Genomic DNA, 20444 nt, shown 5'->3' on the forward strand with positions numbered 1-20444 from the left:
CGGATGCAGTACCGGCCCCACCTCATCGAGGGCCTCATCGCCAAGACCGGGCTCGACCTCCAACCGCCGTAACCTCAGCCGTTGAAGATCTCTAGCCATTCGCCCCTCGATTCAAGCCGCCCAAGAAGCCAGGAGTCACGTGGTCGGGTCTGTGTACGCCGGCACGTCAACAGGCGGCCGATGTCGGCTACTCCAGTTATGTCGATACCGTCCCTGATGTCACACCCCGGAGCTACCCTGATGCAATGGAGCGCCTTGCCGTACAAGATCATCAGGTGCTGGTCCTCGCCGCAGGGGACACGGTCGCCGCCCGCAATAACGCCAAAGGGCATCTCTTCGAGAACTTTGTTGCGCTGCTCTTGCACGAGTACGGCTATGAGGCGCCCACGACAAGCAACCTGAATGTGCATTCCGACGGCATTGAAATTGACATCAGCGCCACGAACTCGATCACACGCCAAAAGGCAGTAGTCGAATGTAAGGCCTACACGTCCAACGTTCGCGCACAGGCATGCACATCTTTTCTCGGAAAATTGCAGCTGGCGCGATACGAGGAGGACGACAATGTATTCGGATACTTCTTCGCGCTGCCGCGATTGGTCGCGGAAGGTGAAGAGGTGGCAAGAAAGGCGATGGCCAAGGATAAACTTTTCAGATACTTCAATGTCAAAGACGTGGTCGACCTTCTCAAGAATAGAGACCTGATAGCAGACACACCTGAGGGAAGCCAGGCCGCTGCCGCGAATCTTTTTAGCGACCCGGCAGTGATCATTACCGAGTACGGCATTTACAGCTGCGCCAAATCTCTAGACCAAGAAACACATCGTGCGGACTCCGTCGTTGTCTGGTCCACTGAAGCAAAAGGTGTTCCTGATCCAGTTATCGAACTACTGGAAGGGGACCCCTACGCGACGGGTCTTACCATCCGAACGACACGGAGCGAGGGAACACGCGCCACTCCCATAACTCACGAAGAAGACACCCTTCCAACAATTGTGCGAGTTAGGGGCAGCTCGGAGGATTTCGAGTACCAACTGCCGGCATCGCCTGAATATTTCGTAGGCCGGGGATCCGCAGTCCAGGATCTAGAGACGTTTATTAATCAACACAAGGGGTCCCTCGTCCTGAACGCCCAGTCCGGCTGGGGAAAAAGTTCACTCGCCCTGCAGCTCAAGAAGATTGTGGAGAATCGGGGCGGCTACGCCATTGTTGTTGACAGTCGAACCGCTACATCGGCGCGCTTCATCAGCGAAGTACTTCGAGTGGCCGCCAATGAAGCAGAAGCATTGGACATACTTGAGCTGCCTGGAGACTGCTCGTGGGCGAGTTTGGCTAGTTCCATATGGACCCTGCAAAGAGCAAAGTGGACGGATCAGACCAAGCCTTTCCTAGTCTTCTTCGATCAGTTTGAGAACGTATTTCAAGATGAACGCATGACACAAGAGTTTAGGGATCTGACGCTAATGGTGCGCGATTCAGAGATCCCGACCCTTGTCGGCTTCGCATGGAAAACTGACCTTGTAGCCTGGACAGAATCACACCCATTCAGACTTCGCGACGAAATCCGAAACAGCAGCACCTTTATTTCTGTAGGCCCTATGAGGGCACGCGAGATCGATACCCTGCTCCGTCGCCTAGAGAAAAAACTCGGCACTTCCCTATCTCGCGATCTGCGGCAGAGACTTAGAGAGTACTCTCAAGGCCTCCCCTGGCTTTTCAAGAAACTGAGCGGGCACATCATTCGCGAGCTGCAGGCCCGACAGAAGAGTCAGGAACAGTTAGTCAGCGAGGCCTTGAATGTGCAAAGCCTATTCGACTCTGACCTTTCAGGTCTATCTCCTGTCGAAAACGAGGCAATTCGCCACATTGCAAGATTCGCCCCAGTATCCGCCATTGAAGTCACAGAGCGATATAACGGTAATGCCATCCAATCGCTCCTCGACTCGCGGCTGGTAGTTGCCCTGGCTGGAAAGCTGGATACATACTGGGATACCTTCAGGGACTTCCTAAATACAGGCCGAGTCCCGATTGAGGACTCGTACATCGTCCGCCAGAGCCCGCGCGCTGTGGCCGAGCTACTCTATGCCGTCCTCGCATCAGGCGGGGATGCTTCCGTCAGCGACCTTTCTGACGAACTTAATGTAAGCACCAAGGTCATCTACAATCGCTCCCGCGAGCCTCGCCTGTTCGGATTGACAGCGTATGAGTCAAACCGAGTGAAGTTGCTGGATGAAGTCCTTCATGCGGTCGATATTGAAGCAGAAATGCGACGACGAGTCGCTTCCGCGTTGAGGAGAAATAGAGCCTACTCGGCGTTCCTCGGGCTTGCTGAGCGTCATGGCGACAGGGTCACTTTGTCCATGTACTCACGGGAACTGACAAATGTTTTTCCTGCCGTGGAAGCCCAACCAAAATCCTGGTTGGAGTATGCCCGCTCCTTTGCGATGTGGTTTCACTATGCTGGGCTGGCAATCATGGACAACGACCAGCTTCAGGTCCCCCCGGACGGTTACGTGCCAGCAGTTACTCTGCGAGGAGGGCGTGCACAGAGCAGAAATGGTGAGTCTTTCACTCTCCGGACACCGAAAAGCGCTTTTGATCTTCTTGAGCGGCTATCCAGCAACCCAATGACAGCCCGCCAATATAGCTCGCTCCCGCGACATCAGCGTCGAGCAGTGACCGAACTTCTGACGCTGAAGCTCGCGCGGCAATTGAACGGCGATATCCATATCGCGGACGATGTCGTTGATAGTTCAGGAAAAGTAATCGCGGTAAGAATTCTGAGTGCCCTGCAAGGAGTTCCTGGCGGCACGCAGGCACTAAACCTAATCCGCGAAGACCCTCAGGTGAGCAACTACCATCTGGGCCTCGCGGTTCAGAACACCATCGGTGTAACGTGGGGAGAATCCACTATATGGAAAGTAGGAAAGGACTTTCGATCTTGGGCCAAGAGGGCAGGTGTGCCAGTTTTGCGTGCGCGTGCGTTTGACCCGTCCACGGACGAGGAAGGACCGTCTCGTTTGTTCTAAACCGGTATCCTTCCGATGAGCAGGAACAGTTCCCCCCTTTCAGACGGCTGAGAAGAACTATTTCTGCCCGCTCACTCGCGGGCGGAATCCGGCTAGCTCGGCTGGTCGACGAGTAGGCACACCAGTAAATTGGCGCACTCGGCTGACGGGCCAGCAGCACTGTTGCCGCGGCGCTTACAAGGTCAGCCGAGATAGGGCCGATCACGGTGCTCAAGGAAGTGCCGGATCCGGAGCAACTGCGTATGGTGCATCGGCAGTTGATCGATCTCGTCCGGCTGGACGAACCGCAGCTCCGTGGACTCGTCCGAAATCGCGAGCCGGCCGCCGACCACACGAGCGGTGAAGCAGACGTTGAACTGCCTGCGCACCTCGCCGTCCGAGTAGGCGATGATGTGGCGAGGGTCGGTGTACGTGCCCACGAGCCCGGTGATCTCCACGTCCAGACCCGTTTCCTCCTTCACCTCGCGGACAGCCGTTCCCGGGAGTGAGTCGGTCATCTCCATGCCGCCACCAGGTAGCGCCCAAAGATCATTATCCCGTCGGCGCTGAAGGAGAACGCGCCCCTCGTTGTCGGTGACCACGGCGGACGCGGCGACCACCAAGCTGTTCGGCTCAGGTGCCGCCGGGTCGTCGTAGTACTCGGTCCGTGCCATGCTCACCCTTCTTGGACTGGCGTTGCGGTCGCCCACACCGCAGCGAAGCTGTCAGCGTACGTGTCGAACATGCCGCCTTCGCCACTTCGGCGCAGGTGCCAGACAGGGGCACCGTAGGCGTTCACGCCCCAGACATGGGCGTTGACCAACGTCTGATCATCGGCCCGGTAAATCGAGTTGTAGAGCGTGGTGGCATGGGTCCGCACCTCGATGCCAGAGACCCCGACAAGGGGGCGATAGTGCATCAGGGCGAGGCGGCAACGGGACTGGATCCCGTGGCCAAACTTCTCTTCCTCGCCACGCTGCTGGACGTTTGAGCTGTCCGCGTCGCCGAGTGCAATGCGGACTGCGCAGCCCTCAGCCGCTCGCTCCTTCAAGAGCTCGTTGAGTCTCGGGTACGCCTCGTGCAAGAAGACAGCGGCGTACACGAGCACGTCGATCTGCTCGCGGGCCTGGGTCAGCATGTCCACGAAGGTGGATACGGGGATGTCCGCGCGCTGGTCGTAGAGAGCCACAAGTTCCGGACTGACGGCGCGGGCGGGGCGTGCCTGCCGGAGCGCTGGCCATAGAGCGTGCACGTCTTCTCCTAGCGTTTCCGCTGCCCGCATGGCCGTGGCACGGCGCGGCGTACGGTCCAGATTGACCCACCGTTCGACGGACTTGGGATCGACTTCGACCTTGTCCGCGAGGGCGGCGTACGTCCAACCGCCGGCCGCCATGGCAGCACGTAATCTCTCGTTCGGCATCCCAATCTCTCCTAACACCCGGGGACGGCACTAGGGACGTTCTACCCGACGCGGGACGTCCCGAAGTGGGGTTTGTCGGAGGTTCTAACGTCCCGATGAGCGGCAGGATGCTCGTGTCCATGGCGAGCAACCAGCAGACCAGGCCAGGCATCGGTGAACTGGCGAAGGACAGTGCCAGGGGACGAATCGGCGTCGTCATGGGCGAGGTCGGCGGCCGTGTGCAGATACGGCCGATCGGCGGCGGCCGGGAGTGGGATGCAGTGCCGGACAACGTGGTGGCGCCCAGTGCGCGGGAGGAGCTGAGCGCACGTCTGGCGGCCAGGAACGGCAACAGTCGGGTTGGGCTATGACGCGCGTCATCGGCCGGTATGCGGGGGTCCTGTTCATCATCATGATCAGCGGGTCGTGCGGCCTGGTGATCGGAATGACTCTCGGCATCCGCCAGTAGACCGGCTGTCCCCGGGCGGGTGTCAGTTCCTTGGCGCCCCCTTCCCGTTCGGGCTCGGCCATCCATGTCCCGCGTCCTCGTCACCCGTGAGCCACGGCTCGGTGACCGATGCGGGCGGTAAGTGCCATGCACCGCCACACACGAGGAGCAGTCGCATGACGGCAACGGTGAACGATCAGAAGACCGGTCGCGCGGTGGCTGGTGAGGAGCTGTTCGACAGCCTCGCCCACTTCGTGGTCGTCCACAACGGACAGGCGCCCGAGCGTGCCGAACGGATCGCGGACCAGGCGGTGGCCTTCCTGGTCACCGCAGCCACGGCCACCGTCCCCATGGTCCCGTCGGACGATGTGGACCTCGGCCTGCACGCGCTCATCCTGCACACGAAGGAGTACGCGAGGCTGTGCGACCGGTACGCCGGCCGCTTCCTGCACCACAACCCGAAGCCCGGCGGCGGGCCCCGCGAACCGGAGAAGGTCATCACCTCGGCGCGTGCAATGAAGGCGGCCGGGTTCATGGTCTTCGACGACCTCTGGACCGTGGACGGCACAAACCTCGCACAGTGCGACTCGGACTGCGGCCGCCCCTACGGTCAGGCGTAGCACACGACAGCAGCGACGCGGCCGGCCTCGTTTCGCGGTCGGCCGCGCTCGCCCGGAAGGAGAAGAGACGGTGTCCGGGTCACCCCCTGAGCTGCCCTTCGTGGTGCTCGATGCGCTGATGCCCAAGACGCAGCGCCTGGTTGTGAACCGCCGGGGCTCCGTGGTCTGGGAGGTCGAAGGCAATCGGGGCCGCCACGCCGTGAAGGTCGGCTACCCGATCGAAGCCACTGCCGACTGGTCCGCCCAGCCCTGGACCGCGCTCGCGCCCGCAAGAGAGGGCGTCGTGCTGCACCGCCTCGGCTTCGATGACTTCGCGTACGGCGAGTGGGAGCACGGAACGTGGAACTTCCAGCCGTGGCACGAAGGGCCGAGCCTGTACCAACTGTGGGAGCCGTGCCGTAGCCGGGATTCGTCCGTCGAACCGCACACCAGCGCAGCTTTGGGCTGTGTCGAGGCGCTGGCCGAACTCCACGCCAAGGGCTGGGCCCACGGTGACGTACAGCCCGCCCACTTCATCATCGGGCCGGAACGGACGCATCTCATCGACCTCGCCCTTGCCCGAGGTGGGTATGTGCCCCAGGGGTACGACTTCCCGTTCCGCGGCTGCCTCGTCCACTACGAGGCCCCGGAGATCGCGCGCAGCGTGCTCACGACTGGACAGGCCGAGCCGACCCAGGAAGCCGACATCTACGCGCTCGGCGCCTCCCTCCTCATCTCCGCCACTGGCTGGCGAGCGGTCGAGTACCCGGACGACGCTCCGCGCCCCGTCCAGAGAGAGGCCGTGGCGAACGGCAACCGTCGTCCTGTGAAGGTGCCCGGTGAGCTGGGCGAGTTGATCGACGCAATGCTCAGCCACGCCCCGGAGGACCGGCCGACCATCTACGAGGTGGGCAAGGCCCTGAGCTGACCCTCAATAGAAAAAGACCGGACCACCCCTCAGCCTGGACAGCATTCCGGGTGGTCCGGTCGAGGAATCCCTAACCAGGACCCCGGTGCCGATGGTACCGGGGTGGTTGGCGTGCTCGGATGCGGGCACTGCTGCAAACCTCGGCCTTGAGTTGTCGAGTTCGAGAGGGGTCCTGACCTGAGCCACCGAAAGTCAGCCACGACGGCGGGAGCGCCGAACGAGTACCCGTCACGTGTGTTTCCAGCAACCACCCGCCGGCCTCAGCCACGCTTCTTCCAACGTCACGGGCCGTACCTCGATCCGGACCTGGGCGTTTCCGACATGGCAGAGCAACTGGGCTGGGACTGCGGCTATACGAGCCACGTGGCCGGGAGCAGTGGGCGGTTGGGCTGCGTGGTCGCGCTTGGTGGGCGTCGGCCTGGTCCTGGTGCTCGGAGCCGTCGAGTTGCTTCCTGGTCTGGTTGTCCGCCTTGGTCGGGCTGCGCGCTGAGCGGGTGGGGGCCGCCGGAGCGGTGGCGGAGACAAGGAGCGGCGGCGGCCCTTGGCCGCCAGCGCGCGCGGGCCGCCGCAGGCGGGCCGCCTTGATCCAGTAAAGAAACTCTGAACAGCTCCGGCGCATTGGGCTCCTGGCCGGTCGCACGGCCATGCGCTGGCCCGTCTTCCCACCCGCTCGTCGGCTCCCATGCCGCTATAGGTCCGATAGGTCAGCATTCATGAGTGTTTGCTCTGGTGGTCGCCGGAATTTATCCACAGGCCGGGGGTTGCAGGATGCCGTTGCGGGGTTGGTCAGGGCTTACCGCCCTGGCCGACGACTGGAAGGACGAGTGACGTGAGCGCACGGAGGCGACACGGGGCCGCCTGGCGGAACGCGAAGGAAGGTTCTCGCCCGCCCGGAGGGAGCGCCGCGCCCCGAGCCCCGTACGTGTCCGGTTCGGCCGGTAGACCTAGCCCAACAACCGCAAGGACCGCTGGACACGTCTTCAGGCGGACCCTCGGCGGTTGGCTGAACGCAGCACGCAACAACGGCACAGCTACGAACGGGTGGATATGAACGAGAACGAGGCAGCACGCATTGCGGCGCGACTCAAGGAGGTGGAAGAGAAGGTGACGCGACTGGAGGAATTGATGCGTCGGGTCGCCGAAAAGGGTCCCGCTACTTCTTCGACCCGCTAGCTCCACTGAGCTGTTGGAAGACCTGCAACAAGGTGTCGAGTCTGGCGTTTATGGCATCCAGCCGTTCGGACAGCTCGATGTATTCCGCCGTGGGCATTCGTTCGCTGCCTCCCGCCTCAGGGGCGCCGGCCTTTGAGTCGACCCCTGAGGGCAAGGGATCGGCGACGAAGTTGCCCCGCCCGGGCATGGAGTAGATCAACCCTTCATCGCGCAGCACGCGCAGCGCAGACCGCGCGGTCATGTTCGCGATTTCGTAGCTCGCTTCGAGGTCGCGCGACGAAGGGACCCGTTCGCCCGGCTTGAGGCGCCCGGAGCGAATCTGCCGCCGCAGCTCCTCGGCGACCAGGCGGTACGGCGGAGTGTCGGAGTCCTTGGGCAGCTTCATAGCCCGAGGGTAGCGGGCTTAGCCCACCTCGCGCAGTAAGACCCTGACGCAGCAGACCCCTGCCCGACCTGCACTAGCTCACCCCTTGAACTAGGTGCGCTAGGCGCTTGACGCACCTAGTTCACGTAGTGCACTGTTGATCTCGCTTCGCCACCTCGGCGAAGCCCTTCCGAAGGGACGTAACACCCATGGCTCGTATCCGTGTTGGCCTGCTCCCGACCGCTTCGTTCATGGTCGGCACCCTGCCGGTGCCGAAGTACGCGGACGCGGAGAAGACGCAGTTCGCGACCGACCGCGAAACCGGCGCAAGGCTGATGACGATCACCCTCTTCTTCATGGAGGAGGACCGCGCCGAGGCCTTGAAGATCACCGTTCCGGAGACGGGTCTCCCCAACGGCCTCAAGCCCGGTATGCCGGTCATGCCTGTAGAGCTGTTCGCCACCCCGTGGGCCCGGATCTTCAACGGCCAGCTCTCGGACGGCATCGCCTACCGCGTCGACCGCCTCGACCTGCTCACCCCGGCTCCGACCGCTGAGGCGGCGTGAGCGGCAACGCTTTCCGGTCCGGCGCTGAGCGCAACTACCCGCTGCCTCACGCCGGGCCGGATACCCGGCTCAGCAAGTCCCTCGTGAACTCCATGGCGGCCGTGCTCGTCGGCTACGGCTTCCCCCGCCTTACCGCCTCGGCTGACCGGGCGGCTCTCGAATCGGCCCTCACGGCCTTCCTCTACAACCCGCAGGAGAGGGACACATGAAGGATTTCAACGATCCGACCGAAGGAGCCTTCGGCTACGGACCTCTGGTAGTCGGCGCGATGCTGACCGTGCTGGTGGGCTGGTCGGTGTGGTGGGTGATCCGCTATCTGCGTGCCGATGCCATGACCCGCCAGTCCATCCGGCAGGCCATACGCATTCGGCGGACCTGGAAGCGGCTCGCGCTGATGCTCAAGCTGTCCGCCACGGACAAGACGCCCACCGCGCTGGCCTCGCTGGCGAACGCGGACGGCAAGCCCATCAAGTCCCGCGTCCTGGTGCCCGCGCTGAAGGTCACGCATGACGCGTACGGGGTGATCGCGCGGGCGGGCTGCCTGCCTGGGGTCGGCCTGGAGCAGTACCAGAAGGCGGCCCCGCATCTGGCGGACGCCTGGATGTGTACGCGTGTCGCTGTGACCCAGGACAAGCCCGGTCATGTCGTCATCCGTGGCGTGCGGCTCGATCCGCTGAAGTTCCCCACCGAGCACCGTCCCACGGGCGAGGTGCCGGAGAAGGCCGCCCAGTGGGACCTGGGTCTGGACGAATACGCACAGCCGGTGTCCGTCGACCTCACGCAGGTGCCAGGCGTGACCGTGGCGGGCCTGCCCGGCTACGGCAAGACCTCTCTGATCAACCGGCTTCTGTCGGACTGGGCGCCCTCTCCGTGCGTGCAGTTCGCCTGTGCGGACGGCAAGGTGTCCGCCGCGTACGAGGGCGACTACGCCGACTGGGTACAGCGCATGTTCGCGTTCGTCGGGGATGACCTGGAGGGGGCCAACAAGCTGTTCCGCCGGCTGGTGGACCTACGGCGAGTGCGCTCGACCTTGGTACGCGAAGTACTGGGTGCGAAGTCCATGTGGGACGTGGGTCCGTCCGAGAAGTGGCCCCTGGTGGTGTTGATCATCGATGAGGCGCACACCTACTTCCGCGACCACAAGGGCAGCGACCCCAAGACCAAGAAGCTCGCCGCCCTCGCCTCCGAGAACGCCCGGCTGGTGGAGGACCTCGTGAAGAAGGGCCGCTCCGTGGGGCTGCTCGTCATCCTCGCTACGCAGAAGAGCACAGGCGACGCCATCCCTACCTTCATCCGCGATGTGTGCCCCGTGGGCCTGAGTTTCGCGCAGAAGACCGCCGAAGCTGCCGTGGCGGCCCTCGGCGAGGAGATCCGGGACTGGCCCGATGCCAACCCGATCAACCTTCAGGACCCGACCTATGTCGGCGTTGCCTCGATGAACCACCAGTCTCAGCCCGGCTTCACCCGAATCCGCACCCCGTACGTGCCGGACGAGTGGGCAGCCGAGATCGCGCACAAGACCGCCCACCTGACCGCCCACCCGGCCGACCTGCTCCCCACCGTCGACCTCACCAAGACCGACCCGGACAACGACGGCTCCACGCCGCTCGCGGCCTGACCCATAGGGAGGACAGATGCGCCCCCACATCCGAAAGGCCGTCCGCGCCATGCGGCAAGCCGCCCGCGAACAGCGCTGGGCAGACGTCTCAGCAATCGGCATCGCCGCCTTCCGCACCGCCAACGGCAAGGAACGTCGACTTCTCGAAACGTACCTCGGACCCAACGCGGCCAAGATCATAGGCCGAAAGCACTGACCACCTGGCGGCCAACGCCCCTTCACCTACGAAAGGAGGTGAACACCCAATGTCTGAGGACCGGATCACCCAGCGCACCGTGACCGTGGTCATGGGCATCATCGCCCTCCTGGCGTTCGTCTTCTCCTTCGGCAACGTCTGGGCCCTGGCTCTGCGCTTGGGCGTCCCCGCCCCCATCGCACCGCTGATCGCCCCCATGGTCGATCTCTCCGTGGTCGGGCTCCTAGTCGCCCTGCGCTACCTATCCCTGCGCGGAGTCCCACGCCAGCACATGAAGGCCGCCACCCGGCTCATGCACTTCTCCGGGCTGCTGACTTTGGCTCTCAACATCGCAGAACCCATCGCCGCCGGACGCTACGGCCGCGCTGCCGTCGACGCCGTGGCACCCCTGCTCCTGCTCGGCTGGGGAGCGGTCGGCCCACAGCTCCTGCGCTCCTTCCACGCGGTCGCCACCAACGCCCCCGCCCCCGCCCCCGCCCCCGCCCCTGCCACGGATGCCGGTACGGAACCGGCCAAAGCCCCTGCTCCGGCCTCCAGCGATCCGGAAGCCGACCGGGTTCCTGCTCCGCCCGCCACAGCCGAAGCAGGCCCTACCGCGGCCCCGATCGCTCCGCTCGCCGTCGCGGCCCGCGCAACGCCTGCGCCAACACCTGCGGTCAAGGTGCCCGAGCCTCTGCTGAGAGAAGCACGCTCCATCGCCGCGTCCCACCACACCGAGCACGGCGAACCCATCACGGCGGCCCAGCTCAAGAGGCGGCTCGGCATCGGCCTGCTCATGGCCACCGCCCTCCACGCAGTTCTGTAGAGCCGCACCTTCCTGCACTTCCCACCGTCCCCGCCCCTGGGGCCGACCTGTCATGCCTGCGGGCAGCAGCCCGAGCGCACTGAATCGCTGCTGCCTGCAGGCCCACCCTCACGCCAGAAAGGAGACCCCGCCACCCATGCGCCGCCCCCTCGACCTGCGCCACGTGATCAGCCCTGGCATGCGGGACCTGATCGAACTGGCCAACACCCACGACTTCGACCGCGTCACCGAACAGGTCCGCGACCTGCGCGGCTGCACCAGCCCCGTCAACCTCCACGGCTGGACCCTCACCACCGACCAGACCACCAAGGAAGTGGTCCGCTCCTACCGTTCCGAAGACGAACCCTCCGGACGGCTGTTGACCACCTGCGGCAACCGTCGCTCCACCCGGTGCCCTGCCTGTTCTCGTGTCTACGCCGCCGACACCTACCACCTCATCAAGGCCGGACTGTCCGGAGGCAAGAACGTCGCGGAAACCGTCCGCGACCACCCCCGCGCCTTCGTCACCCTCACCGCCCCTTCTTTCGGCCCCGTCCACAACCGCAAGACAGACGCTGCGGGCAAGCCCCGCCCCTGCGCCTGCGGTGCCCACCACGCTGAGGATGACCCGGCGTTGGGCACGCCGCAGGACCCGGCCAACTACGACTACACCGGCGCCGTGCTGTGGAACGCCCACGCCGGACAGTTGTGGGCACGCTTCACCACCTACCTGCGCCGTGCCCTGGCCAAGCACCTCGGCATGACGCAGAAGGAGCTGAACGCCGCACTACGCGTCTCCTTCGCCAAGGTCGCCGAGTACCAGAAGCGCGGCCTGGTCCACTTCCACGCCGTAATCCGCTTCGACGGACCCGACGGCCACACCACACCACCCCCGCACTGGGCCACCTTCGACGCTCTCCGCGTCGCCGTGGGCCTGGCCGTCGAGCGCGCACGTCTCATCGTCGAGTCCGATGCCATCGGTGAACGCGTCATCGCCTGGGGCGGCAGGTTCAAGGTGGATCCCATCAGGGCTCTGGGTGACGGCGAACTCACTGATGCCAGGGTCGCTGAGTACACCGACGCCAAAGTCGCCGGGTACATCGCCAAGTACGCAACAAAAAACGCCGAAGGCGCGGGCACCGTGGACCGCACCCTCCTGTGCCGCCCCTGCGCCGGACGCGGGTACGTACGCGGCTCGGGCCCCCTCGCCGTCGGCTGTACCAACTGTCACGGCACCGGACAGGCCGAGGCCATCCAGGCCCTGCCCATTCAGCAACACGTAAGGCAGATGATCCGCACCGCCTGGGCCCTCGGAGAGCTGCCGGAGTTCGCCGATCTCAAGCTCTGGAAGTGGGCTCACATGCTCGGCTTCCGCGGCCACTTCTCCACCAAGTCGCGCGCCTACTCGACCACGCTCGGCGCACTCCGCGACGTACGCCGCGCCTGGCGCGTCGCCCAGGCCGAAGCCGACCGCATCCGCACCGGCCTCCCCGTGAATGACGAGAACACCACCCTCGTCACCGCCTCCGCCTGGACCTACCTCAGCAGCGGCTACCGCCCTGGTGAAGAACTCCTCGCCGCCCAAGTCCGCCATGACATCGCACTTGCCGAACAAACCAAGTCCGAAGGAGAGCCCTGGCTGTGACTACTCCGACCAAGACCGGAAGGCAGACGCTGAAGCTGGTCGAAGCTCTGGACGAGATCGGGGTGTCCCGCGCCGCCTTCTACCGGATGCGCGCTCGGGGCCAGGCGCCTAGGCACCTGAAGCTGCCCAATGGGCAGATCCGCATACGCCGGGCCGACCTTGACGCATGGTTCGACTCCTGCGAGGTGCAGGAAGCGTGCTGACCTACGACGTTCAGATCTGGGGCATCCGCAAGCGGCCGAACCGTGCGGCGGCCTTCCAGCTCCGCTGGCGGGTCGGTCCCCGCCCCTTCTCCAAGAGCTACAAGATCAAGGCCCAGGCCGACGGCCGGCGCGCGGAGCTGCTGACCGCCCTGCGCAACCGCGAGCAGTTCGACACGGAAACCGGCCTGCCAGCCTCTGAGGTCCAGGCGCTCAACTCCTCTACCTGGTACGCCCATACCCGCGCCTACGCCGAGATGAAGTGGCTGGGCGCCTCGGCCAAGCACCGCGCAAGCATCGCTGACACGCTCGCCACCATCACGCCGAAGCTGGTCAAGGACAACCGTGGCGCTCCGGCTCCGAAGGTGCTCCGGATCGCGCTCTATTCATGGGTCTACCGATTCGTCCTCGGTGATGACGGAACGCTGAGGCCGCGTCTCGACGTCGAGGAGCCGCCCGCCGACATCGTGGCAGCGCTGGACTGGATCGGTCGGAAGTCCGTGGACGTCACCGATCTCAATGCTCCTGCAGTGGTCCGTACGGCGCTCGACTCCCTGGCGCTCAAGCAGGACGGCACGGCCGCCGCCGAGAACACGGTGAACCGCAAGCGGACTGTCTTCAGCAACTGCCTCCGGTACGCGGTAGAGCGAGAGTTGTTGACGACCCTGCCCCTGAACAAGGTCGACTGGACCCCACCCGAGACCGACGACGAGATCGACTTCCGGTTCGTCCCCGGCCCCAAGTTGGCGAAGACGCTGATCAACGCGGTCGGCGAGCAAGGCGAACGGGGGCGACACCTTCAGGCGTTCTTCGGCTGCCTCTACTACGCGGCCAACCGCCCCGGTGAGGCAGTCAGTCTCCGTAAGGACGACTTCACCCTCTCCGATGAGGGCTGGGGTGAAGTCCTGCTCTCCGTGAGCATGCCCCGAGTCGGCTCGGGATGGACAGACACAGGCGAGTCGTTCGATACACGCGGCTTGAAGAAGCGGGCTCGTAAGGCCACCCGGCCGGTGCCGATTCCGCCGGTCCTCGTGCGCCTGGTCCGTGAGCACATCAAGGAGTTCGGCACCGCCGACGACGGCCGGCTGTTCCGTGCGGCCCAGGGTGGCCACCTCCTGTCCAAGGAGTACGGGGAGGTATGGAAGGCGGCCCGCCTCGCGATGCTGACGGAGTCTGAAGCGGCCTCGCCTCTGGCTGACGTGCCCTACTCCCTCCGCCACGCGGGCGTGTCGCTGTGGCTCGAGTCTGGCGTCTCCCCGGCCGAGGTTGCACGCCGGGCAGGCCACAGCATCGCGGTCCTGTTCCGCTTCTACGCCAAGGCGATTCACCGCAACCAGCAGCGCTCGAACGAACAGATCGAGCGCGCTCTTGACGATGCCGACGAGCAGTAACCACGCCTCCTACCGAACAACGGCGCCGCTCTGCCCACTTCGGCAGGGCGGCGCCCATGCGTGCGCCACGGATGTCAGACCCTCGTGGCACAGTCACCGCGAGGTGATGACCCTGTGACCGATGATTTCCGCTTCCCAGAGGGCCTGCCCCCATGGGCCATAGGTAGCGCTCCCCGCCCCGCCCAAGACGACCTGCTGTTAGCCTCAAGCGCCTGTCAGCCAGCTTTCCCCAGTCGTGCCATGATCCAAATGGCCACAGGCGCGGGTAAGACACGTGCCTTTCTCGCGACGTACGACCGCTGGCTACGCGAAGACCAGGCCAAGCCTCTCGTGCTGATCGATGAAGTCCACCGTCTGGTGATCCGAGAGGGCAACACCAGATCAGCAACAGCTTTTCGGCAGCTAGGACAGCCGCTGGCTCCCTCCAAGTTAGTAGCCCTACCGTTCCAGCCGCGTCGGCTTCGCGTTCCAAGCGATGCCAAGCTGTACGCGAAGTGGATGAGGCAGGCTGAGGAATGGGAGCGCACGGGACGCGATCAGAGGCGTGCCGAAAGCACCACCGTTCACAGAGTCCGCAATCCTCTCGTGCGCAAAGCTGTGCTGAAGCGCTCCAAGGGGCGCTGCGAGAACCCGCGATGCCTGAACCCTGAGCCCGTCGGCTACACCGACAACGGTGATCCCATCCTGGAGGTCGATCACGTTGTCGAGCACGCGAAAGGCGGCCGAGATCACGGCAGCAACACAATCGCCCTGTGCCCCAACTGCCATGCGCTCAAGACCCGGGGCAGGGACCGACATGAAATCGGGGCTTTCCTTCGAGGAGTCGCTCAGCGACTCCACCAAGCTGCGTCCCCGCGCAGCCAGTAGGCGAGCTGTCCCACGGTTCAAAACGCCTGGTGAGAGACCTGATGCGGCCAGCAATCTGGTCCACGCCTGGTCCACACACAGTGATCCACAACGCGACAGAGCCGGATCAAGGTGAGACAAGGCCATGCAGAAGGGGTGCCCCTCAGCGAGAGGCACCCCTTCTGACCAGCACATCTACGGCCTGTGCGGAGGCGGTGGGATTTGAACCCACGGTGACATCGCTGCCACGACGGTTTTCAAGACCGTTCCCTTCGGCCGCTCGGGCACGCCTCCCCGCGTCACCTGATCGGCGACGCGGGACAAGAGTAACGGGTGGGCACGCGCGCGTGCGGCTCAGCTGTCGCCGACGCGGGAGCCCAGGGTGAGTTGGGTGGTGTGCTCCTGGCCGCCGCGCTTGTAGGTGACCGTGAGCTTGTCGCCCGGCTTGTGGGTCCAGATCTCGCCGATCAGGGTGGGGCCGCTGTCGATCACCCGGTCGTCGAGCCTGGTGATGACGTCGCCGGGCTTGAGGCCCGCCTGGGCTGCCGGGCCGCCCGACTCGACCGCGGCGGAGCCGCCCGCGCCCTGGTCGGTGATCGTCGCGCCGTTCGAGGAGTCCTCCAGGGAGACGGACGCGCCGATCTTGGCGTAGACCGGCTTGCCGGTCTTGATCAGCTGCTGGGCGACGTACTTGGCCTGGTTGATCGGGATGGCGAAGCCGAGGCCGATCGAGCCGGACTGGCCGGAGCCGCCCAGGCCGCCGCTACTGCTGGACTGGATCGCGGAGTTGATGCCGATCACGGACCCGTTGGCGTCGAGCAGCGGGCCGCCGGAGTTGCCCGGGTTGATGGAGGCGTCGGTCTGCAGGGCGCTCATGTAGGACGCCTTGCTGGACGCGCTGCCGTCGCTGGAGGCGACCGGGCGGTTCTTGGCGCTGATGATGCCGGTCGTCACCGTGTTGGACAGGCCGAACGGGGCGCCGATCGCGATCGTCTCGTCGCCGACCGCCACCTTGTCGGAGTTGCCGAGGGCGAGCGGCTTGAGGTTCGAGGGGGCGTTCTTGAGCTTGATGACCGCGACGTCGTAGCCCTGGGCGTGGCCGACGATCTCGGCGTCGTACTTCCTGCCGTCGGGGAAGGTCGCGGTCAGCTTGCCGCCGTCGACGGCGTCCGCCACCACGTGGTTGTTGGTGACGATGTGGCCCTGGGTGTCGAAGACGAAACCGGTGCCGGTGCCGCCCTCGCCGCTGGTGGACTCGGCCTCGATGGTGACCGTGCTGGGCAGCGCCTTGGAGGCGACGCCCGCGATGGTGCCCGGGTCGCGCTTGATCTGCGAGGCGCCGGTGTCGGAGGCGGAGACGGTGGTCGAACCGCTGCTGTCGTTGTCCCGGGCCAGGGTGTAGCCGAGGCCGCCGCCCAGGCCGCCGGCCACCAGCGCGGCCACCAGGACCGCGGCGACCAGTCCGCCCCGGCCGCCGCCGGGCTTCGGCGCGGGCTGCTGCTGGTACGACGCGCCCCAGCCGGCGCCCGCACCGCCGCCGTCCGCGTAGGACGGCGTGACGGGGGGCGGGGGCGGCCAGGAGCCGTCCGGGGCGGGGCCGGCGGCGTGCGGCCCGTCGGACGGTCCGGCGGAGTCCTGCGCGGCGGACGCCGGCGCGCCCGCGGGGACCGGCGGGATCGGGGCCGTCGGCGCGCCTTGGTCGGGTGCGGCGGCCTGCGGGGGAGCGGCAGGAGATGCCACCGGCACGGGAGGTGCGGACGGGGCCGGGGGTACCGCGGCGCCCTCGTTCTCGGTGCTCACAGCTCTTCTCCTCGATCCACGGCTGTTGTTCTCGGTCGCACTCGCTCACGCCCATTCACGCTCGCGCGCGGTTCGGCGCGATTCAGTGGTGGATGTGCTTTTGTCTCAGCTCAGCTTTTCCCACGGGCCGTCAGAGCACCATAAGCGGTGGCTGTGGGTCCGGGGACATTCTTTACATAGTGCTTTTCCGACAAAAATTCATTTCCGGACCGGTGACCATGTCTCCGTTCGACCATGGACGAGCCCGTGCCGCCCCACGTACCCCGTCGCGGTGGGACCATGACGCGGTGACCCACGCACGACAGCACCACATCCAGGTGGTCGCCCACCGGGGAGCCTCGGATGACGCCCCCGAGCACACTCTCGCCGCGTACCGGAAGGCGATCGAGGACGGTGCGGACGCCCTCGAGTGCGACGTACGGCTGACCGCGGACGGCCATCTCGTCTGTGTGCACGACCGGCGCGTCAACCGTACGTCCAACGGCCGGGGCGCGGTGTCGGCCCTGGAGCTCGCCGAGCTGGCCGCCCTGGACTTCGGCGCCTGGAAGACGCGCGAGACCTGGCGCGGCCGGGACGAGGAGCCCGACTGGGAATTCCATCCGGCGGACCGCGCGGACACCTCCGTCCTCACCCTGGAGCGGCTGCTGGAGCTGGTCGCGGACGCCGGGCGGCGGGTGGAACTGGCCATCGAGACGAAACATCCCACGCGCTGGGCCGGACAGGTGGAGGAGCGGCTGCTGACGCTCCTGAAGCGGTTCGGGCTCGACGCCACCGCCTCCGCCGACGAGTCGCCGGTCCGGATCATGAGCTTCTCGGCGCGCTCGCTGCACCGGGTGCAGGCGGCCTCGCCGACGCTGCCGACGGTCTACCTGATGCAGTTCGTCTCGCCCCGGCTGCGCGACGGCCGGCTGCCCGCCGGTGTACGGATCGCGGGCCCCTCGATCCGGATCGTGCGCAACCACCCGGCATACGTCGAGCGGCTGAAACGAGCCGGTCACCAGGTGCACGTGTGGACCGTGAACGAGCCCGAGGACATCGATCTCTGCGCCGAACTGGGCGTCGACGCCATCATCACCAACCGCCCGCGCGCGGTACTGCACCGGCTCGGCCGCTGAACGCAAGCACTCCCTCACAGGGAGTGCTCCGGCGCGTTCGGTACGTGTTCGAACGTGTCGAGTGCGTCACCGGAACGCGACTGGCCGGTTTCCAACGCCGACCGATGGGGCATCCACACCGTGGCGTGGGGAGAAGGAGGTCTCGGGGGTGGCGTTGGTGGTGGCACAGGAGGTGCCCACGTCGTCGAGCATGGCTGTACCCCATGGCCCTGCGGGCGTGGGGGAGGCAAGGCGCCGGATGCGCGCTCAGCTGCGCGGCGGCGGCGTGCCGGAATCGGTCATCGACGATGCCGTACTGATCCTTTCGGAACTACTGAGCAATGCGTGCAAACACGGCCGCCCGCTGGGCGACGCGCTGGCCGGGGACGGCGACGTCCGGGCCGCGTGGCGCGTGGACCCGCGCGGCCGGCTCATCGTCGAGGTCACGGACGGGGGCGGTCCGACCCGCCCGGCTCCGGCCACCCCGTCGGTCACCGCGCACGGCGGCCGGGGGCTGAACATCATCACGGCACTGGCCGACGACTGGGGCGTGCGGGACGACGCCCGGGGCGAGGTCACGGTGTGGGTCGTCGTCCACGCGGACGTGCACGACCCCGATGCCGGAGACCACCCTCGCGGCTTCGCCACGCGCGTCGTCGCACCCGCGTTCCCGGCGCTGGCCGACCTGGACTTCGGGGGCGTGTTCGACGGCCTGGACTGAGGAGCGGGCGGCACGGGCCGCGTGGTCCGTGGTCATGCGTCCGCCGACGGGTTTTCCGTCGACCGCGCGTTCACGTTGTCCACAGGTCCCCGTCGGCCGAGGCGTGAACGGCTAGGCTCCCGCCCGTACGAGACGAGCCGTAACCGGGAGACACCCACGATGGCCAAGAAGCGCCCCCAGACGAAGGCCGAGCGCCCGCAGCTCAGCGACGCCGAGATCCCGGTGGTCGGCGCCCGCGAGCCCTGCCCCTGCGGCAGCGGCCGCCGCTACAAGGCCTGCCACGGCCGGGCCGCCGCGCACGCCGCGACCGAGCTGGTCCAGCGCCCCTTCGAGGGCCTGCCCGGCGAGGGCGACTGGGTGGCGCTGCGCGAACTGGTGCCCGCCGCCACGGCCGAACTGACCCTCAAGGACGGCCTGCCCGAGGACGTCCCCTCGGTCACGCTCGCCACGGTGCTGCCGATGGCCTGGCCGGCCCTGCGCCGCGACGACGGCTCGGTCCTGCTGGGCCTGCAGAACGACACGGCGTCCGGCGACATCAGCCGCGACCTCGCCGACACGCTCCGGCGCGCGCTCACCGCGGAGCCCGGCACGCCGGTAAAGGGCCGCCGCGCCCCGGCCGACGGTCCGCGACTGCAGGACCTCCTCGACCCCGACGCCACGTTCGAGCCTGCGGTGCACAGCGGCTTCGAGTTCTGGATCCCGGACACGGAGAACACCACGCCGGAGGTGTCCGCCTCCCTGGAGCGGGCCAACGCCGCGGCCATCCCCACGGTGAGGCTGATCGGCGTCGACGCCGCGTACTGGTGCGAGACCCCGGAGAAGAACCACCTGCGCTGGGTCATGCCGTACCCGGAGGAGCAGCTTCTGGACGCTCTGGCCCGGCTGCACGCGGCGGGCCGGTCGAGCCTCGGCGAGGGGACCCGTCTGGTCGGTTCCTTCCGTGCTCACGGGCTCACCGTGCCGGTCTGGGACCTGCCGAGCGGCGTCACCGCCGAGGACATGGAGAAGCCCGCCGCCGAGTTCGCGGAGCGCCTCACCGCCGCCCTGGCCTCGGACGCGCCGCTGACCGCCGAGGAGCGCCGGGCCCGCGGCGGCCTGACCAACCGGCAGGTCACGCTCAGCTGACGGGCGCGGAGCGCACGGGCTGAAGCTGACCGGCCGGTCAGCTTCAGCGGCGCCGCCGATCCGGGTGACACCTGTCACAGCTGGCGCCCGGCCGGCCAAGTCCGTGTCTGAATAGCCGAGTTGTGACCGAGATCGAATTTGCGAACCGCGGATCTCTTGTTACGGTTCCAATAGCCCGGTTGCTGGTGCATCCCCCGTCGCCAGCAACCGGGTCTTTTCATGTGCGCCACCCGGGCACAGCGCTTAGAGCTCCTAACAAAGGCGTTGGACATGTCGGTGGGTGATCAGGCAGGTCGCGAGGCCGAGGAAGGCCTCATGCATGTCGTCACGTCGCTCCCATCGAATCCGCAGGCGGCGAAATCCGTGTAGCCAGGCGATGGTGCGCTCGACCACCCAACGGAAGATGCCCAGGCCAGAGCCGTGCTCCACGCCTCGTTCGGCAATGACCGGGCGGATACCGCGCTGCCACAGCAGTCGCCGGTACTTGTCGTGGTCGTAGCCGCGGTCGGCAAGCAGCGCGTCGGGCCGGTGTCTGGGCC

Annotated in this window: 22 protein-coding genes and 1 tRNA gene; 17 read left to right on the forward strand and 6 right to left on the reverse strand. The window is 66.2% G+C overall.

Going from position 1 to position 20444, the window contains the following annotated elements:
• The first annotated feature begins 245 nt into the window (after window positions 1-245).
• On the forward strand, window positions 246-3029 hold the full coding sequence (locus ABZ910_RS34705) for a restriction endonuclease (RefSeq protein WP_361373144.1): 2784 nt from the start codon (window positions 246-248) through the stop codon (window positions 3027-3029).
• A gap of 182 nt (window positions 3030-3211) precedes the next feature.
• Here ABZ910_RS34705 and ABZ910_RS34710 read toward each other — a convergent pair whose 3' ends face one another.
• A complete protein-coding gene (locus tag ABZ910_RS34710; RefSeq protein WP_361373146.1) occupies window positions 3212-3682 on the reverse strand; it encodes an NUDIX domain-containing protein in 471 nt (156 codons plus the stop codon).
• A gap of 2 nt (window positions 3683-3684) precedes the next feature.
• Window positions 3685-4428 carry a helix-turn-helix domain-containing protein gene (locus tag ABZ910_RS34715; protein WP_361373148.1) on the reverse strand — a complete coding sequence of 248 codons (744 nt, stop codon included), beginning with the start codon at window positions 4426-4428 and terminating at the stop codon, window positions 3685-3687.
• Window positions 4429-4535: 107 nt separating this feature from the next.
• Between ABZ910_RS34715 and ABZ910_RS34720 the strand changes: the two genes are divergently transcribed.
• The 4 genes from ABZ910_RS34720 (at window position 4536) to ABZ910_RS34735 (ending at window position 7555) form a co-directional block, all read left to right on the forward strand.
• Window positions 4536-4778, forward strand: a complete 243-nt coding sequence (locus ABZ910_RS34720; RefSeq protein WP_361373184.1) for a hypothetical protein — start codon at window positions 4536-4538, stop codon at window positions 4776-4778.
• A gap of 253 nt (window positions 4779-5031) precedes the next feature.
• Window positions 5032-5475: a hypothetical protein gene (locus ABZ910_RS34725; protein ID WP_361373150.1), complete on the forward strand. Its 444-nt coding sequence runs from the start codon at window positions 5032-5034 to the stop codon at window positions 5473-5475.
• Window positions 5476-5545: 70 nt separating this feature from the next.
• Complete coding sequence (locus tag ABZ910_RS34730) at window positions 5546-6382, forward strand: protein kinase (RefSeq protein WP_361373152.1); 837 nt, start codon at window positions 5546-5548, stop codon at window positions 6380-6382.
• Window positions 6383-7381: 999 nt separating this feature from the next.
• Window positions 7382-7555, forward strand: coding sequence for a hypothetical protein (locus ABZ910_RS34735; protein ID WP_361373154.1), 174 nt, complete (start codon window positions 7382-7384; stop codon window positions 7553-7555).
• Here the strand turns inward: ABZ910_RS34735 and ABZ910_RS34740 are convergent.
• Window positions 7536-7940 (reverse strand): GntR family transcriptional regulator, encoded by a 405-nt coding sequence (locus ABZ910_RS34740; RefSeq protein WP_361373156.1) that lies wholly within the window; start codon window positions 7938-7940, stop codon window positions 7536-7538. The genes ABZ910_RS34735 and ABZ910_RS34740 overlap by 20 nt on opposite strands.
• Window positions 7941-8128: 188 nt before the next feature.
• Between ABZ910_RS34740 and ABZ910_RS34745 the strand changes: the two genes are divergently transcribed.
• The 9 genes from ABZ910_RS34745 (at window position 8129) to ABZ910_RS34785 (ending at window position 15186) form a co-directional block, all read left to right on the forward strand.
• Window positions 8129-8485, forward strand: coding sequence for a hypothetical protein (locus ABZ910_RS34745; protein ID WP_361373158.1), 357 nt, complete (start codon window positions 8129-8131; stop codon window positions 8483-8485).
• Complete coding sequence (locus tag ABZ910_RS34750; protein WP_361373160.1) at window positions 8482-8694, forward strand: hypothetical protein; 213 nt, start codon at window positions 8482-8484, stop codon at window positions 8692-8694. The genes ABZ910_RS34745 and ABZ910_RS34750 overlap by 4 nt, the downstream gene beginning before the upstream one ends.
• Window positions 8691-10103, forward strand: a complete 1413-nt coding sequence (locus ABZ910_RS34755; RefSeq protein WP_361373162.1) for a cell division protein FtsK — start codon at window positions 8691-8693, stop codon at window positions 10101-10103. Before ABZ910_RS34750 ends, ABZ910_RS34755 begins: the two co-directional genes overlap by 4 nt.
• 16 nt (window positions 10104-10119) lie before the next feature.
• Window positions 10120-10299: a hypothetical protein gene (locus ABZ910_RS34760; RefSeq protein WP_361373164.1), complete on the forward strand. Its 180-nt coding sequence runs from the start codon at window positions 10120-10122 to the stop codon at window positions 10297-10299.
• 49 nt (window positions 10300-10348) lie between these two features.
• Complete coding sequence (locus ABZ910_RS34765) at window positions 10349-11104, forward strand: DUF2637 domain-containing protein (protein WP_361373166.1); 756 nt, start codon at window positions 10349-10351, stop codon at window positions 11102-11104.
• A 136-nt stretch (window positions 11105-11240) separates the two neighbouring features.
• Entirely contained in the window at window positions 11241-12728 is a 1488-nt protein-coding gene (locus ABZ910_RS34770; RefSeq protein WP_361373168.1) for a replication initiator, read from the forward strand.
• On the forward strand, window positions 12725-12931 hold the full coding sequence (locus ABZ910_RS34775; protein WP_361373170.1) for a helix-turn-helix domain-containing protein: 207 nt from the start codon (window positions 12725-12727) through the stop codon (window positions 12929-12931). The genes ABZ910_RS34770 and ABZ910_RS34775 overlap by 4 nt, the downstream gene beginning before the upstream one ends.
• Window positions 12925-14319, forward strand: coding sequence for a site-specific integrase (locus tag ABZ910_RS34780; protein WP_361373172.1), 1395 nt, complete (start codon window positions 12925-12927; stop codon window positions 14317-14319). The genes ABZ910_RS34775 and ABZ910_RS34780 overlap by 7 nt, the downstream gene beginning before the upstream one ends.
• 498 nt (window positions 14320-14817) lie before the next feature.
• Complete coding sequence (locus ABZ910_RS34785) at window positions 14818-15186, forward strand: HNH endonuclease signature motif containing protein (RefSeq protein WP_361373186.1); 369 nt, start codon at window positions 14818-14820, stop codon at window positions 15184-15186.
• Between the two features lie 186 nt (window positions 15187-15372).
• Here the strand turns inward: ABZ910_RS34785 and ABZ910_RS34790 are convergent.
• Window positions 15373-15459, reverse strand: a tRNA-Ser gene (locus ABZ910_RS34790).
• Between the two features lie 60 nt (window positions 15460-15519).
• A complete protein-coding gene (locus tag ABZ910_RS34795) occupies window positions 15520-16965 on the reverse strand; it encodes a trypsin-like peptidase domain-containing protein (protein ID WP_361373174.1) in 1446 nt (481 codons plus the stop codon).
• A 287-nt stretch (window positions 16966-17252) separates the two neighbouring features.
• Here ABZ910_RS34795 and ABZ910_RS34800 point away from each other — a divergent pair, with 287 nt between their 5' ends.
• The 3 genes from ABZ910_RS34800 (at window position 17253) to ABZ910_RS34810 (ending at window position 19905) form a co-directional block, all read left to right on the forward strand.
• Window positions 17253-18080, forward strand: a complete 828-nt coding sequence (locus ABZ910_RS34800) for a glycerophosphodiester phosphodiesterase (protein ID WP_361373176.1) — start codon at window positions 17253-17255, stop codon at window positions 18078-18080.
• Between the two features lie 61 nt (window positions 18081-18141).
• On the forward strand, window positions 18142-18780 hold the full coding sequence (locus ABZ910_RS34805; RefSeq protein ID WP_361373178.1) for an ATP-binding protein: 639 nt from the start codon (window positions 18142-18144) through the stop codon (window positions 18778-18780).
• Window positions 18781-18939: 159 nt separating this feature from the next.
• Window positions 18940-19905 (forward strand): DUF5926 family protein, encoded by a 966-nt coding sequence (locus ABZ910_RS34810; protein ID WP_361373180.1) that lies wholly within the window; start codon window positions 18940-18942, stop codon window positions 19903-19905.
• Between the two features lie 252 nt (window positions 19906-20157).
• Here the strand turns inward: ABZ910_RS34810 and ABZ910_RS34815 are convergent.
• Window positions 20158-20444, reverse strand: a 287-nt coding sequence (locus tag ABZ910_RS34815; protein WP_361373182.1) for a transposase, incomplete at its 5' end; no start/stop codon positions are given.

It is taken from the genome of Streptomyces sp. NPDC046805 (assembly GCF_040645355.1).
Lineage (GTDB): Bacteria > Actinomycetota > Actinomycetes > Streptomycetales > Streptomycetaceae > Streptomyces.